General features: G+C 62.2%; 11 protein-coding genes. 3 read left to right on the top strand and 8 right to left on the bottom strand.

All coding sequences use genetic code 11. The features are described 5' to 3' along the window. The first annotated feature begins 40 nt into the window (after positions 1 to 40). Positions 41 to 499: a response regulator gene (locus F6X24_RS06960; protein WP_151087313.1), complete on the top strand. Its 459-nt coding sequence runs from the start codon at positions 41 to 43 to the stop codon at positions 497 to 499. 36 nt (positions 500 to 535) lie between these two features. Here the strand turns inward: F6X24_RS06960 and F6X24_RS06955 are convergent, their stop codons facing one another. The 4 genes from F6X24_RS06955 to F6X24_RS18910 form a co-directional block, all read right to left on the bottom strand. After that, a complete protein-coding gene (locus tag F6X24_RS06955; protein ID WP_151087312.1) occupies positions 536 to 1153 on the bottom strand; it encodes a ribonuclease HII in 618 nt (205 codons plus the stop codon). Between the two features lie 105 nt (positions 1154 to 1258). Beyond that, a complete protein-coding gene (locus F6X24_RS06950) occupies positions 1259 to 2866 on the bottom strand; it encodes a hypothetical protein (protein WP_151087311.1) in 1608 nt (535 codons plus the stop codon). 138 nt (positions 2867 to 3004) lie between these two features. Beyond that, positions 3005 to 3412 carry an EVE domain-containing protein gene (locus F6X24_RS06945; protein WP_151087310.1) on the bottom strand — a complete coding sequence of 136 codons (408 nt, stop codon included), beginning with the start codon at positions 3410 to 3412 and terminating at the stop codon, positions 3005 to 3007. Between the two features lie 60 nt (positions 3413 to 3472). Continuing rightward, complete coding sequence (locus F6X24_RS18910) at positions 3473 to 3922, bottom strand: hypothetical protein (protein WP_191906486.1); 450 nt, start codon at positions 3920 to 3922, stop codon at positions 3473 to 3475. A 175-nt stretch (positions 3923 to 4097) separates the two neighbouring features. Here F6X24_RS18910 and polX point away from each other — a divergent pair, with 175 nt between their 5' ends. Both polX and F6X24_RS06930 read left to right on the top strand, forming a co-directional pair. After that, the gene (gene polX, locus F6X24_RS06935) at positions 4098 to 5813 is read left to right on the top strand and encodes a DNA polymerase/3'-5' exonuclease PolX (RefSeq protein ID WP_151087309.1); all 1716 of its coding nucleotides are present in this window, start codon (positions 4098 to 4100) and stop codon (positions 5811 to 5813) included. Between the two features lie 82 nt (positions 5814 to 5895). Then, a complete protein-coding gene (locus F6X24_RS06930) occupies positions 5896 to 6864 on the top strand; it encodes a glycosyltransferase family 9 protein (protein ID WP_151087308.1) in 969 nt (322 codons plus the stop codon). Between the two features lie 44 nt (positions 6865 to 6908). Here F6X24_RS06930 and F6X24_RS06925 read toward each other — a convergent pair whose 3' ends face one another. From F6X24_RS06925 to F6X24_RS06910, 4 genes are all read right to left on the bottom strand, one after another. After that, positions 6909 to 8879, bottom strand: a complete 1971-nt coding sequence (locus F6X24_RS06925; RefSeq protein WP_229725410.1) for an OmpA family protein — start codon at positions 8877 to 8879, stop codon at positions 6909 to 6911. Between the two features lie 377 nt (positions 8880 to 9256). Continuing rightward, positions 9257 to 10315: an efflux RND transporter periplasmic adaptor subunit gene (locus tag F6X24_RS06920; RefSeq protein WP_229725408.1), complete on the bottom strand. Its 1059-nt coding sequence runs from the start codon at positions 10313 to 10315 to the stop codon at positions 9257 to 9259. A 103-nt stretch (positions 10316 to 10418) separates the two neighbouring features. After that, positions 10419 to 13685 (bottom strand): efflux RND transporter permease subunit, encoded by a 3267-nt coding sequence (locus tag F6X24_RS06915; protein WP_151087306.1) that lies wholly within the window; start codon positions 13683 to 13685, stop codon positions 10419 to 10421. Positions 13686 to 13821: 136 nt separating this feature from the next. Continuing rightward, on the bottom strand, positions 13822 to 15255 hold the full coding sequence (locus F6X24_RS06910) for a TolC family protein (RefSeq protein ID WP_151087305.1): 1434 nt from the start codon (positions 15253 to 15255) through the stop codon (positions 13822 to 13824). Positions 15256 to 15321: the final 66 nt, after the last annotated feature.

The following is a 15321-nucleotide window of genomic DNA, read 5'->3' as shown; positions in this document are numbered from 1 at the left end:
GAGAACCCCTATTTTGGTAAGCCTGCCTTCTTCACTACTCATGCCCCCCCTTTCCTCGCCTGCAGCGCCTAGCATCCTACTTGTAGAAGACGACCAGATGGACGTCATGAATGTACAGCGGGAGCTTCGCAAGCAGAATATTACCGTACCGCTAATCCATGCCCGCAACGGCCGGGAGGCCCTGAACCTGCTGCGCGGCGAAAATGGCGAAACCAAAATAAGTCGCCCCAGCCTGGTGATGCTTGACTTAAATATGCCGCGGCTCAATGGCCTGGAAATGCTCAAGATTTTACGGGCCGACCCTGAGTTTAAAGACCTGACCGTATTCGTCATGACCACTTCGGACCTGGATACAGACCGTATCGGGGCCAGCGACCTGGGCATCAGCGGCTATATTATCAAGCCGCTCACCTTCGACTCCTTTGGCAGCGAGGGTGGGGGCACGGTAGACAGCTTCAGCCTGTTTCTCGATTTGCTCAAGATGAAGAATAACGAATAAATATTATATTGATAATATTTTTAATATATATTATATTTATAATAATCTAAAGCCCATGCGGTGGTGCCGCGTGGGGCCGTGCTCACGCAGCGCCGTGCGGTGGGCCGCTGTAGGATAGCCTGCATTCCGGGCCCAGCCATAGTGCGGAAATTCCCTGTCCAGCTCCAGCATGTGCGCGTCGCGAAAGGTTTTGGCCAGCACCGACGCGGCGGCAATGTGGCGGTAGCGGCCATCGCCGCCCACGGCGCAGGTATGTGCCACCCCCGGATAGGGCCGAAACCGGTTGCCGTCGACGAGCAGGTGCGCAGCTGGTACGTGCAGGGCGGCCACTGCCCGGTGCATAGCCAGATAGCTCGCCTGCGCTATATTATGCGTTTCTATTTCTTCTATGGTAGCCGAGCCCACTGCCCAGGCTACCGCCTCGGCGCAGATAGCCTCGCGCAGCACCTCGCGCCGACGCGGCGTTAGCTGCTTCGAGTCGTTGAGAAAAGGCGGGTTAAAATCGGGCGGCAGGATAACGGCCGCCGCAAAAACCGGCCCGGCCAGGCAACCGCGCCCGGCTTCATCGAGGCCAGCCTCGTGCGGATGACCGGTGTGGGTAGCCAGCAAGCCGGGCGAAATAGTAGCGGCAGACCGGGAAACGATGGATGACATAGTACAAAGCAATGAGCCAGAACCAGCCGCAAAGGTCGGCAAAGGCTCGCCTCCATCCTGGGCCTGGGCCGCGCTACCCTTGCCGAAGCCTGCGGGCGGCCAACGTTAAAACTGCACTAGCTGCAGAAAAAAAACCTGCCGCTCGGAGGCGTGCCCGGGTTTAATACGCTGAAAGCCACTGGCTACAAAGGTATTGTTGGCCCAGGGCATCAACTCAGGCTGGCGCACTTCGGTTACTTTTTCGGGCGCGCCGGTGGAGGTGAGCAGCTCTACCTTGCTGTCGTTTGCGCTGGGCTCGCTCTGGCTGATGCGCTTATAGTGCAGCTCATTGTCGAGCAGGTAGGCCAGTACCAAATGGCCATCGGCCAGGGCCAGGGCCTGCACGGCTTCTTCAAGCTCCGAGCGCACTACATCGTCACTGAGCACGAAGTTATTATCCCACAATAGATTGCCACGCTTATCGAACCCGCAAACCAGTACGTGCGACGTACGAAAGCCCGTAAAAGAGCGGTTCGACCCGCCATAACGATTATAGGGCCCGAAGCCATTGTAGGGGCTGTAGGAGTTGTGCCCAGGCAGGCTATACGGGTTAAGCATCATGTTGCCATAGGTCGAATAGCTATACTGAGGGTTATACACCTCGGCCACCAGGGTATAGCCGCCGTCGGGCTGGGGCAGCAGCTCGTGCAGCAGCAGGTGATAGTGCCAGCGCAAAGGGCTGGCCTTGCGGGCCTCGCGCCGGGCCGCGCGGGCCTGTAGCCGCGCCGAGTGGTTTGGCGCCAGGTAATCGAAGAAATGCCGGAAGCGCTTAAAATCGTAGAAGCGCAAGGCCGGGTGGTCGTCGGGGGCGGGGGTTGCCCGCCTGGTAAGGTCGGTGGCAAATAGTCCTTGCGCGTAGCGCAGGTCGCGCAGGCCGTAGGTGCCGGCCAGCAGGCGCGTAGTAGTGTCTTCGAGCGGGCTAAGCTGGGCCGTGAGCAAGCTGCGCTCACTCTCGGTCTGCACCATTTCGGAGTTGAGCACCTGGCCCTGCTCGGCCGAAAGGCGCTTGAGCAACAGGCGCTGCTTGCGGCCGTTGCTCTGGCTGAGCACAAACTCGGCGCGGCCGGCCGGGCGGTCGGCTACGCTGGTCAGCTCCGTATCAAGGGGCTCGTAGAGTGCGGGCAAAAACTGAAACTGCCCACTGGCAACATCGAGCAGCAGCACGGTTTGGTGCAGCTGGTCGGCAAGCGTCACATTAACCAGCAGCCGGCCAGCCATGGCCTTAAGGCCCACTACCTCGCGGCTGAGCTTGGTATCGAAGGGCTGCACGTGCACCTGCCCGCCGTGCGCATCGTAGGCTACTACCAGCAAGCGGCCCGATACATCAGGGTTGCGAAACAGGGCGTAGGCGATGCCCGGCTCGGCGCACAGGCGCTGCACCTCAAACCCGGCGGGTATCTCGACGGGCGTTTCGCGGCGCAGGTGCAGGTTGGCGCCGTATTGCTGCAGCACGTAGCTTGGCTGCTTGCGAATACCGGGCGCTTCGTGGCGTATCAGCACTACCACGGCCGTATCGGCGGGCAGGGGCTGCACCTGCACCTCATCGTTGGCCGGGTCGAGCAGCAGCTCGGTGCGGGCCAGCTGGGCCGGGGCATCGGGCGGGGGCGGCACCGGCCGTTGAGCCGCTACCAGTAAGGGCAAGCAGCTCAGCACTGTAGCGAAGAGGTGTTTCATAGCTAATTCCGCAACGCAACCCCGCGCCAGATTGGTGGCGGGCCTTTACGAAGATAAGCAAGCCGCTGCGGAATAGAAGGGTAAAGCGAGCCGGACAACTAATTTTTCTCCGGCTTGCTTCAGCTCCAGCAAGCGGGCTTATTCGCTCAGCCCCAGCACCAGGTCAAACTCTTCGGGCCGCACGGGCGTGACCGATAAACGCGACTGGCGCAGCAGGGCCAGCTGGGCCAGCCGGGGCTCGGCCTTCAGCGCCGCTAACGATACGGGGCGGCTCAGGGGTACATGGGGCCGCAGGTGCACCGCCACCCAGGGGCTGCCGGCCTCGGCGGTGGTATCGGGCCGGTGGGCGGCATGGACGATGGCCACCCCTACCACGGCCTTTTCGCTCACGCTGTGATAAAACAGGGCCAGGTCGCCGGGCTGCATGGCTTGCAGGTTGTTGCGGGCCTGGTAGTTGCGCACGCCCGTCCAGTCGGTGCCGCCGTCGCGCACAAAATCGGCCCAGGAATACGCTTCGGGTTCGGATTTAACGAGCCAGTGATTCATGCCCACAAAGGTCGGTATAAGCCGGTACAGGTCGGTACAGGCCGGGCCGGCGGGCAAGGCTCAGGGATGGCGAATAATCTCGATGGCCGGCCGCTCGCTCAGGCGGCGCAGCATCAGCACCCCCTGCTTATAGGCCAACAGCTCCAGCTCGTAGTCGGGCGCGGCGGGCTCCAGCTCGGGCAAGTGAATAAGCAGATGGCCGGTGGTGGTTTCGGTCCAGGTGCCCTCCTGAGCCAGCAGCCCGCCGCCGGGGGCCACGTCGTAACGCACAAAGCGGCCATCCGGCCCCAGCTTAAAGCCCGGCCGGCCCTCCGGCCGGTAACGAAAGCGAAACGTGTTGCGCCGGTACGTGAGCGTATCGGCCCGGCTGGCTTCGGGCACCAGCAGCCAGGTGCCCTGCAAGGCTGCCAGCGAGCCGCCCGGCAGCCCGCTTGGATGGTGGGGCTGGCAGGCGGCCAGCAGGGCCAGCAGCACGCCGCCTGGCAGCCGCAGACGTTTCAATGACAACATAGCGGGCAATAGTACGCGCATTTTGGGCATCCCACCGCAGGGTTGGGCCGTACTTTTGGTTTCAGTAACTCTTTTTTCGTTGCCTGTTGGCAGTTGTTCGTTGTCAGCAACTGGCTTATCAGCGGGCTGCTCAACGAATAACGGGTAACGAACAACGCACTCCGCAAAGCTCGCAATGGATAACCGCGCCCTTATTAAAGCCTTCCGGCTCACGGCTCAACTCATGGAGCTGCACGACGAAAACCCATTTAAAATCAGGGCGTACGAGGGCACTGTCACGGCCCTGGAGCAGCTGGAGTTTCCGGTGTCGGAGATAGAGCGCGCGGGGCTGCCCGACCGCACCGGCCTGAGCAAGACCCAGGCCGCCAAAGTAGCGGAGCTGCTCGACACGGGCACGTTTGAGGAACTGCAGCGCCTGCTCGACAGTACACCCGCCGGGGTAGTCGAGCTTCTGAATATCAAAGGTATCGGCCCCAAAAAGGTGCGGGCGCTGTGGCGCGACGCGGGCATTGAGAGCCCCGACCAGCTGCGCGAGGCTGCGGAAGCCGGCCTCGTAGCCAAGCTTAAAGGCTTTGGGGCCAAAACCCAGGAAACCCTGCTGGCCGCCCTCGAATTTACGGACCAAAGCGCGGGCAAGCTGCTTTTTTCGCAGGCGGAAGAGCTGGCTAATACCCTCCTCGAGCACCTGCGCCAGGTGCCGGGCGTGACGGCGGCGGCCGCGGCCGGCGAAGTACGCCGCGCCCTCGAAATTGTGGAGACAGTGGAAATTATCGTGGCTACCCCCGACCCCTCCCCCATCCACGCGCTGCTCAATGCGGCCCCCGGCCTGCGGCACGAGGTGCGCCGCTCGGGCCCCTGGGCCTGGTGCGGCACGGCTACCGATTCGGGCGTGGGCGTAACGGTACGCCTGACAGCGCCCGAAGACTTTATCAATCAGCTTTTTGTAGCCACCGGCAACGACGCGCACCTGACTACCGCGCTGCCCCAGGCCGGTCCCGGCCAGCCAAACACGCTGCGGCAGTGGGCTAAGCGTGAGCGCTTTGCCAGTGAAGAGGCGCTGTACGAAAAAGCAGGCTTGCAATATATAGCGCCTGAGCTACGGGAAGGGCTGGGCGAAATTGAGCTGGCCGCCGAGCATAAAATTCCGGCTTTGCTGCAAGACAGCGACTTGCGCGGCTCGCTGCACAACCACAGCACCTACTCCGACGGCAGCCACTCGCTGCGCCAGATGGCTACCTTTCTGCGCGATGCCGGCTACGAGTACCTCGGTATCTGCGACCACTCGCAGGCGGCGCACTATGCCAACGGCCTGGGCCCCGAGCGCGTGCGCCAGCAGCAGCGCGAAATTGACGAGCTAAATGCCGAGCTGGCACCGTTTCGCATTTTTAAGGGAATTGAGGCCGATATCTTGGGCGATGGCAGCCTCGACTACGATGAGACGCTGCGCGATTCGTTCGACTTTATCGTGGCCTCCATTCACTCCAACCTGAAAATGGATGAGGCACGGGCCACCGAGCGCCTGCTGCGGGCCATTGCCAACCCCCACACCACCATGCTGGGCCACCCCACTGGCCGCCTGCTGCTGCGCCGGGCCGGCTACCCCATTGATTTTAAAGCCGTTATTGATGCCTGCGCCCAGCACCAGGTGATTATCGAAATCAACGCCAACCCCTGGCGGCTCGACCTCGACTGGCGCTGGGTGCGCTATGCGCTGGCCCAGGGCGTGCAGCTCAGCATCAACCCCGATGCCCACCACACCAGCGGCTACGCCGATATGCGCTACGGCGTGCTGGCCGGCCGCAAAGGTATGCTAACCAAGGAGATGACGTTTAACGCCAAGTCGGTAGACGAGGCCGCAGCGTATTTCGCGGCCCGGAAGGCGAAGCTGTAGCGTGGACTCTGCGAGTCCGCGCATAGGTATACAAGGCGGTCCGTTCAACGCGCGGACTCGCAGAGTCCACGCTACATTACTTATGAAAATCCTGGTTCTGCGCTTCTCTTCCATCGGCGATATTGTGCTGACTACGCCGGTGGTGCGACAGCTGAAAACCCAACTGCCGGGGGCACAAGTACATTTTGCTACCAAGCCGGCATTTGCCAGGCTGTTTGAAGCCAGCCCTTACGTCGATAAGCTGCACCTGCTGAGTGGCAGCCTTTCGCAGCTGGTGCGCGAGCTACGGACCGAGCGCTTTGACTATATAGTTGATTTACATAATAACCTGCGCTCCCGGCTCATTCGGCTGCAACTGCCGGGCGTGCCGGGCCAGGCCTTCGATAAGCTCAACTGGCAAAAATACCTGCTGGTGCAGTTCAAAATCAACCGCTTACCGCCCGTGCATATCGTAGACCGCTATCGGGCGGCCGCCGCGCCGCTCGGTATTCGCGATGATGGCGAGGGGCTCGATTATTTTATTCCGCCCGGAGCGGAAGTAGACCTGGCTACCGAGCTGCCGGCTGGCTTTCAGCCCTGGGAATACGTGGCCGTGGCTATCGGCGCGCAGCACGCCACCAAGCGCCTGCCGGTCGAAAAGCTCATTGAGCTGGTGCAAAACCTGGCCCCGCGCCCGGTAGTGCTGCTCGGCGGCCCCGAGGACGAAAGCACCGGCCACGTTATCCAGCTGGCGGCAACCTCGCTCGTTTTTAATGGCTGCGGGCGTTTTTCCCTGCATCAGTCGGCTTCTCTGCTGCGGCAGGCGCACTTTGTTATAAGCCACGATACCGGGCTGATGCACATTGCCTCGGCGTTTAAGAAAGAGATTTACAGCGTGTGGGGCAACACGGTGCCGCAGTTTGGGATGTACCCCTACCGCACCCAGTTCGAAACCCTGGAAGTGCCGGGCCTACCCTGCCGGCCCTGCTCGAAGATTGGCTTTGCCCAGTGCCCGCAGGGGCATTTTAAGTGCATGCGCAACCAGGATTTGGCGCGGGAGTGGCCGGCCTAGAACCTCCGCCCGGAACCGTTAGCCGGCGCAGGCGCTGGCAACTACTACTTCCAGTCGCCCCCCGCGCCCTTGTCGCCTTCGGGCTTAATCAGGCGGAATTCTACCCGCCGGTTGATGCGGGCATCGGCATCGGTTAGCTCGTCTTTGAGGGGCTTGCTGGAGCCGTAGCCGAAGCTTTCGATGCGGTTGGGACTAAGCTTGCCTTTGCGCTCGATGTAGCGGCGGATTTCCTCGGCGCGGTCCTGCGAGAGCTTTTCGTTTACTTCGGGGTCGCCGCGGCCATCGGTGTGGCCCGCGATGCTGAGCCGGTACGTAGGATGGTCGGCCAGAAACAGCGTGATGCGGTCGAGGGTGGGGTGCATGGCCGGCGAAATGTTTGACTTACCAGCCTCAAACTCAATATTTTTGAAAATAAGCGGCAGCTTGTAGTTGATGCTGTTGGTGAGCATCGCCATCACCGTATCGCCTTTCAGCTCAAACTGCCGCTCCACCGTGAACGCATCGGGGCTCTGAATAAGCATGGCGTAGTGCGAGCCATCCATGAGCTCGAAATCGAACGAGCCATCGGCACGCAAGTACTTGCTGGCCACCTCAATTCCGTTGTCGAGGTCGATAATGCTGACCATACCTTTCAGCGGGCGGTTGCTCACCGAATCGAGGAGCGTGCCCGCCACTTGGGTGGTAGCCATGGGCTGGGCCTCCATGGGGAGCGGAAACGAATACAGGTCGAGGTTTTCGATGTCCTTCGGCTCGGAGCGGGCGTAGTACAGGTTTTTGCTTTGGCTATCGATGGTAAAGTAATACTCTGAGCCCTTGCCGTTTACGAGCGGGCCGATGTTGCGCGGCTCCTGCCAGCGGCCATTTACCCGGTAAGTTTTATATATATCAAAATCGCCAAAATTCAGCAACTGCCCCCGCGAGCTGAAATACAGTACCTGGTACAAGGGATGAAAAAACGGGCTCACCTCGCTTTCGCGGGTGTTTACGACGGGGCCCATATTCAGGGCCTTGCCCCACTGGCCATTTTTGCCCTTCACAGTGTAATAAATGTCGCTCATGCCAAAGCCACCGAGGCGGTCGGAGGCAAAATACAGCGTGTCTTCCTTGGGCGAAAGAGTAGGCTGCGAGTCCCAGGCCGGAGAATTGACCAGCGGACCGAGGCTTTTGGGCGTGCTCCACTTGCCATCTTTGCCCAGCGAAGCCGTAAACAGGTCGCAGTTGCCGTGGCACACCGGGCATTCGCAGCGGGCAAAGAAAATGGTGCGGCCATCGTGCGAGAAGCACGCCGAGCCTTCGTTATAGGGCGAGTTGATGGGTTTGGGCAGCGGCTCGGCATCCGACCAGTAGTTGGGGCCTTGCTTGTGCGAAACATAGAGATTTTCATCTACTTTCGCGCGCACCCCCTTGCCTTGCTGGCGCTTCGAAGTAAAGAGCAGCACGGTGTCGCCCGCGCCCAGGGTGGGGCCGTAGTCCGGAAACCTGGAGTTCACGGCATCGCCCATGTTGGTATACACGTTCTTGGGCGGATGAAACGTGTTGATACTCTTGCGGTACTCCACCACGTCGTAGTACACCTTGAGCGGCACGTAAAGCAGCGCGCCCTTCTCCTCCAGCGAATCGTAATAGAGCTGCACCCGGCTGATATCGGTGCGATGATGCTTGAGCGCCAGCCGGAAATACGCCTTGGCCAGCTCCTGCCGCGAGCTATCGCGCTGCAACAGCTGCCCCAGGTGCCAGAGCAGGTCGGTATTACGGTAAAAGTTTTCGATACCGAACTGGCCAACGTATTTTTCCAGCAAAACCCGGGCCTCGGCATAGTGGTGGCGGCGCTCGGCTTTCTGGATGGCCTTCAGCGCTTTCTTATCCTCAAAGAACGGGATTTTATTGATATTGGGAAAGTCGGGAGTTCCATCGGGTCGTACGCGCAGGTGGCGGCTGATGCGCCCTTTCAGCGCCCGTTGCTGGTAGGCCGGCCGGGGCGAGGCCTCCGCTTTGGGAGTGGCTGGGGGGGGCACCGCTTTATCCGCCTTCGCCGCCGCATGCGGTGCCGGTTGCGCCTTTAGCGGCCGCGCCCCACCCAGCAAAACCAGCCAGCAGCAAATAAAACAAAAAAGTAGCGGGTGGCGCATGGGCAGGCAGCAGGGCAGAACAGGGCTGCAAGTTCTTACATAATAGCCATTATTATCAAATCACTAGCGCAGTTTCGGCGTCGGGGTGCCTGATAGCTACAATGGCTCAGCCGCTTTTAGTCATTGCCGGGGCTTATCCAAGCCGAATGCCTGGTAAACGAACTGGCAGCCGGGCAGCACTTCGTAGCCCGGCTTCAGACGAAGGCGGGGACTGGCTGTGCGCAGCGTGCTAACCTGCTCTGTAAGAACTGCTGCCTTGCCGGCTAATGCAGGGTTACGCGCACTGGCTGGCGGGCCACAAGCTCTTCATTGCCCGCCTTCAGCACTACGTCGCCGGCCTGGAGCCGGCCAAACACCTGCACCTGGCCAGCGTTCTCATCACCTAGCTGCACGTCTACCAGCTCGGTACGGCCGTCGGCCACGCGGATGAGGTAGGTGCGCTCGGCAGTGTTCACCACCGCCGATTTGGGCACGAACAGGCTGTTTGCCGAGACTTTCACCGGCAGGCTGGCCGAGGCGAACATGCCGGGCTTCAATTCCTCTTTCGGGTTGGGAATATCCAGCTCGACCTGCTCGGAGCGGGTGGCGGCCTGCACGCTGCCGGCCGTGCGGGTAAGCTTGCCAGTGAAGGTGCGCCCCGGAAAGGCCCGCACCGTGAACTGCACCGGGTTGCCATTTTTGATTTCGCCCACGTAAGCCTCGGGCACGGCTACGCGAAGGCGCAGCGGGTCGAGCTGCCGGAGCCGGAACAAGGGCACGCCCGTGCCCTGGCCTACCATGGCCCCGGGGGCGGCATTGCGCTCCGTGATAGTGCCGGCGAAGGGGGCCGTCAGGCGCAGGTAGGCCGCCATCTGGGCAGCGGCCCGGTAATGCGCGCGGGCCGCTACCACGTTCAGGCTGTCGCTGGTGGCCTGAGTGCGGGCCTGGTCTACGGCAAGAGGCGACACGGCCCCGGCAGTACGGGCCGTTTGACGCAGGCGGCGGTAGCTGCCCTGGCTACCCTGGGCGGTGGCCTCGGCAGCCTTCTGCTTGCTCAGCGCTTCGTTGAGGGCGGCCGTCAATTCGGGCGCGTCGAGCTCGGCCAGCACCTGGCCGGCCCGTACGTGGTCACCGATGTCTACGTTTACCCGGCGCACGTAGGCGCTCACGCGGGGCGTGATGTCGGTCTGATAGAAACTTTCCAGCTCGCCGGGCAAGGTCAGGGCCTGGGCCGGGGGCGCGGCCGTCACCCGGACGGCCGCATAGGTGGCGGGGCCGGCAGCCGCCGGGGCCTTCTGAGCGGCTTGGTCAGCCACGTCGGACGAGCCACAGCTGCTCAGCAAAAGGGCCGGAGCCGCCAGGTAGGTTGCCAGGGTCAGAAGACGGGCTGTACGGAAATAACAAAGGAAACAGGTCATGGGTGTACCATTAGGTCGGCAAAAAGAACTAAGCCAGCACTGGCTCGGTCGGGGGGCGCTCGGCCAGGGGTGCAGTGGCGCGGTCGTAGTCGGCACTTTCCGGGTTGTCGGGGTCGAGCGAGACAGATACGAAACCGGTTTTGCGCTGCACAGCCGCGAATACCACTGGCAGAATCAGCAGGGCAGCAATCGTGGAGGCCAGCAGGCCGCCAATCACGGCCCGGCCCAGCGGGGCAGTTTGCTCGCCGCTTTCACCCAGGCCCGAGGCCATTGGCAGCATACCCGCAATCATGGCAATGCTCGTCATCAGGATGGGGCGCAGGCGGGCGGCGCCGGCCAGGCGGGCGGCGGCCGTGGCATCGCGGTAGCGCAGGCGCAGGCTCTCGGCGTTGGTGACGACCAGCACGGCATTAGCCACCGACACGCCCACCGACATGATGATACCCATGTACGATTGCAGGTTCAGAGTCTGGCCCGTGACTAGCAGCAGCAGTAGCGAGCCGGCCAGCACCGCCGGCACCGTCACGAGCACCACACCGGCCACTTTCAGCGACTGGTAATTGGCGGCCAGCAGCAGAAAAATGACCACGACGGCCAGTGCCAGGCCAGTTTGCAGGCTGCTCAGGGTTTCTTCGAGCAGCTGGGACAAGCCCCGCACCTGCACCACCGAGCCCTTGGGCGGCGCACCCACTTCCCTGATAGCCTGCTGCACGGCGCGGGTGGCGGTGCCGAGGTCTTTATGGTCGATATTGGCCGAAACCGTGACGATGCGGCGCGGCCCGATGCGGTCGTACTCGCCGGGCACAGTGGCCGTGCGCAGCGTGGCCACGTCGCCCAGGGTGGGGCGCAGTTGGCCCGGCACGAGCGGAATATTGCGCATGTCGTTCTCAGTTTTCATGTCCTGCGAGGCGAGCTGCACCTGCACCTGGTAGGCAAAGCCCTTGCTCTGGTCGAGCCACAGGTTTTTGGCCGTGAAGCGGCTACTCGACGTAGCCGCCACCAGCGACCTGGCAATCTGGTCGGGGGTGAGGCCAAACTGCGCCGCCCGCTCGCGGTCTACGGTAATCTGCACCGTGGGGTAGCTCAGGGGCTGATTGATGCGCACGTCGCGCAGGTAGGCAATCTGCCTGAGGCGGGCCACGAGCTTATCGGCGTAGCCTTTACCATCAGATAGGCTTTTGCCGGCTACCAGCACCTCAATGGGCGTTTGCGCGCCCTGACTCATAATCTTGTCGGTCAGCTCGATGGGCTCGAAGCTGAGCTGCACGTCGGGCACCTGGCGGGCGGCGGCCTGGCGGATTTTATCCTTCAGCGCGTCCAGGTTCTGCACCTTGTAGTCCTCGGCCAGGTTCACCTGCAAGTCGGCCTCGTTGGGGCCGGCGTTGAAGACGTAGAGCGCGCTCGTGCCATACGAGCTGGGCGTCATGCCCACGAAGGCCGAGGTGATGGCCACATTCTGCGGCCCTACAATAGTCTGAATAATTTTGATAATTTGTTTAGTGCGCTCTTCGGTGCGCTCGATGCGCAGACCCTCGGGCGCCACCAGGCGCACCTGAAACTGCTTGGAGTGCGTGATTTTGGGCATCATATCCTGCCCGATGAAGTAGAAGCACGTGCCGATAATGGCGGCGCACACCACGCCATACACAGTAGCCACCAGCGCCCGGTGGCGCAGCAGCCGGTCGAGCAAAGCCAGATAATGCAGCTTCACCCGCTCGAAGCCGGTGACTTTTTCGGGGTGGTGCAGCTCGTAGGTTTCCTGGGCTTCGTCGCGCGGCTCGCTCAGGTCGGGTAGCAGGCTCAGGTCGTGCGGGCCAGGGTGAGCGTGGCCTTTCAGCCACCAGTTGGCCACCACCGGCACAAAGGTTTGCGAGAGCACATACGAGACGATAATCGAGAAGCCCACCGAGAGCGAAAGCGGAATAAACATGCCCCGCGGCACCCCACTCATCAGAAACGCCGGCGCAAATACGGCCAGAATGCTGAGCGTGATGAGCAGCAGCGGAAACGACACTTCCTGGCTGGCATCCAGAATGGCCCGAGCCTTGGGCTTGCCCATTTCCAGGTGCTGGTGAATGTTTTCAATCACCACCGTAGCCTGGTCGACCAGGATACCGATGGCCAGCGACAAGCCCGAGAGCGTCATCAGGTTGATGGTTTGCCCGAAGAGCTGAAGCAGCAGAATGGCCGACAAAATGGAGGCCGGAATGGTGAGAATCACGATAAGCGACGAGCGCAAATCGCCCAGAAACAGCAGCACCACCAGGCCCGTGAGCAGCGCGCCGAGCCCGCCCTCAAAGGCGAGGCTATGCACGGCCTGCGTCACGTACACCGACTGGTCGAACTCGTAGCTGAGCTGAATAGTAGAGGGCAGCAGGGCGCGCATCTCGGGCAGCTTGGCCTTGAGGGCGCTTACTACGCTCATGGTGGAGGCATCGGCCGATTTCGTGACGGGGATATACACCGAGCGCTTGCCGTTGATGAGGGCGTAGCCCACCGGGATGTCGGTGCCGTCTTCCACCGTGGCAATGTCGCGGATGAAGACGCTGGGCCCTACGCCCTGCCGCAGCGGAATATTCAAAAAATCAGCTATTTTATCCAGCACCGTGTTGCTCGGGGTCATCACCATGTAGTCGCCCATGCCCACGGCCCCGGCCGGCGAAACCTGGTTGTTTTTCACGATGGCCGACACGATTTCATCGGGCGTGAGGGCGTAGCTTTTCATCTTCTCGGGGTCGACGCGCACCACCACCGTGCGCTCGTTGCCGCCAAAAGGCGGCGGGGCCGACGCGCCCGGAATCTGCGAAAACAGCGGCCGGATTTTGGTCGAGGCCAAATCCTGCATCTGCCCCAGCGACGCGCTGGCCGAGCTGAACACCAGCTCGCCCACCGGCAGACTGCTGGCGTCGAAGCGTACTACCGTGGGCGGCACCGAGCCGGGCGGCAGGTAGCTCATCACGCGGCTCACCTGGCTGGCTACCTCACCGGCGGCCTGGGCCATGTTCACGTCTTCGTAGAAGGTACACTTGACCAGGCACAAGCCCTGGATGTTCTTCACTTCCACGGCCTTAATACCCGACACGTAGAGCATCTGGTTCTGGTAGCGCGTGGCAATAAAGCCTTCCATCTGGGCCGGCGTCATGCCGCCGTAGGGCTGGGCAATATAAATGGTCGGCAGGTTGAGCCGGGGGAAAATATCGACCGGAATGCGACCCAGCGCCAGCCCCGCAAAGACAAGTACGCCGAGCAGGGCCACGATAACGGCGATGGGTTTGGCAAGGGCAGCTTTGAGCATATTTTTAAGCTGTTAGCTTCTTTAAAGTCGTCCGTCGTGCTGACGAAGGAAGCATCTCTACCTCTTAGTAATCATGGCTATAGCAACGAAGCGGTAGAGATGCTTCCTTCGTCAGCACGACGTTCTTATTCTAGTTCTATAATTGTCCCAGCAACCCGCCTAGGTTGCCGCCGGCCGCGCCTTGCAGCAGCACGGCGCGCCAGAGGTTGTTGGTGGCCAGGGCCTGGTCAGTTTCGGCGCGGTTGAGCGCCTCGGTGGCCTGGGTGAGCACGAGCAGGTTGTCGAGGCCGGCGTCGTAGCGGGCGCGGGCGGCGGTGTAGGCCTGGCGGGCGGCGGCCAGCTGCGCGGGCGCCGCCAGGGCCGTTTGCCGGGCCAGCTCAACTTGCAGGCCGGCGTTTTGGAGCTGGGTTTCGAGCTGTAGGGCCTGCTGGTCATAATCGGCACGGGCCTGCTCGCTGCGAATGCGCTGCGCCTGCACCGCCCGCCCCGAGTGAATCAGCTCAGTGGCCCGCCACGTGAGGGTAGCGCCCACCATATAGTTATAAGCCTTGAAGGGCAGCCCGGCGCCCGGCGATGAGTCGATGACAAAATTGCCTTTGTCATCCACGGCGTCGCGCACGCCCGAGCCCCGGCCCCAGCTCGAAGCTAATAAGTTGAGGCTGGGACGTTTATTGACATTAAGCAATGAGGCTTGCGCCTGGCTGGCCACGATGCGCTGGCGGTAGGCCCGCAGCAGCGGGTTGGTAGCGCGGGTAGTATCGGGCGCGGCAGCGCCGGCCACTGGCAGGCGCGAATAAAACTGCATGGAGTCGAGCTGCACGTCCTGGGTGGGCTGGCCCAGCAGGCCCGCCAGGCGGGTGCGCTGCGTGCGGGCCTGCTGCCGGGCCGCCAGCACTTGCAGCCGGGCGCGGGCCAGCCCGGCATTGGCAGTGGAAGAGTCGATACCCGGCCGGATGCCCGAGCGCGTACCCGCCCGGATAACCACCGCCAGCTGCTGGGCGCGCGCCAGGTTAGCCTGCTGCAAGGCTACCGCCTTCTCAGCTCCCAGGGCCAGCAGATAGGCATCGGCCACCTGCGCCTGGTACTCAAATACCGCCTGGTCGTAATCGGCCTGGGCCGCCGACACGGCTGCTTGCGAACGGTTTTCGCTGGCCCGGTAGCGGCCAAACGTCACGGCCGGCCACTCAATGGCCAGCACCCCGAGGCTCGAAAAGTTGGTGCGCCCATCCGGCCCGGTCGATTTTACTGCCCCCGACTCCGAAAAGGCGACGCCCGGCAAATACGCGCCCCGCACCTGGTTGGCAGTGGCATTGAGAACCTGCGCCTGCGCCGTAACCTGTGGCAAAAAGGTGGAGCGGTTGGTCCGCACATCGGCCTCAGCAGCCCGCACGGCCGCCTGCCGGGCACGCAGCGCCGGGTACTTGGCTTGGGCTACCTGCAAGGCTTGCGGCAGGGTAATGGGTCGGGGCAGCTGGGGCAGCTCGCGGGGCTGCTGCGCCCGGGCTACCAATAAGCCGGGGCCTGTCAGCAGGCCCAGCCAGCTCAGGCAAAGGAAGATTCTCAGCTTCATGCTGCAAACCTCCGGTGGTGGTATTAGACTGGGATTAAGATGAAATTAGAAGTTATTAGAAGAAGC

It is taken from the genome of Hymenobacter baengnokdamensis (assembly GCF_008728635.1).
In the GTDB taxonomy this organism is placed as follows: Bacteria; Bacteroidota; Bacteroidia; order Cytophagales; family Hymenobacteraceae; genus Hymenobacter; species Hymenobacter baengnokdamensis.
Note: the sequence above shows the minus strand (reverse complement) of the source record. Positions and strands in the feature narration are given on the sequence as shown.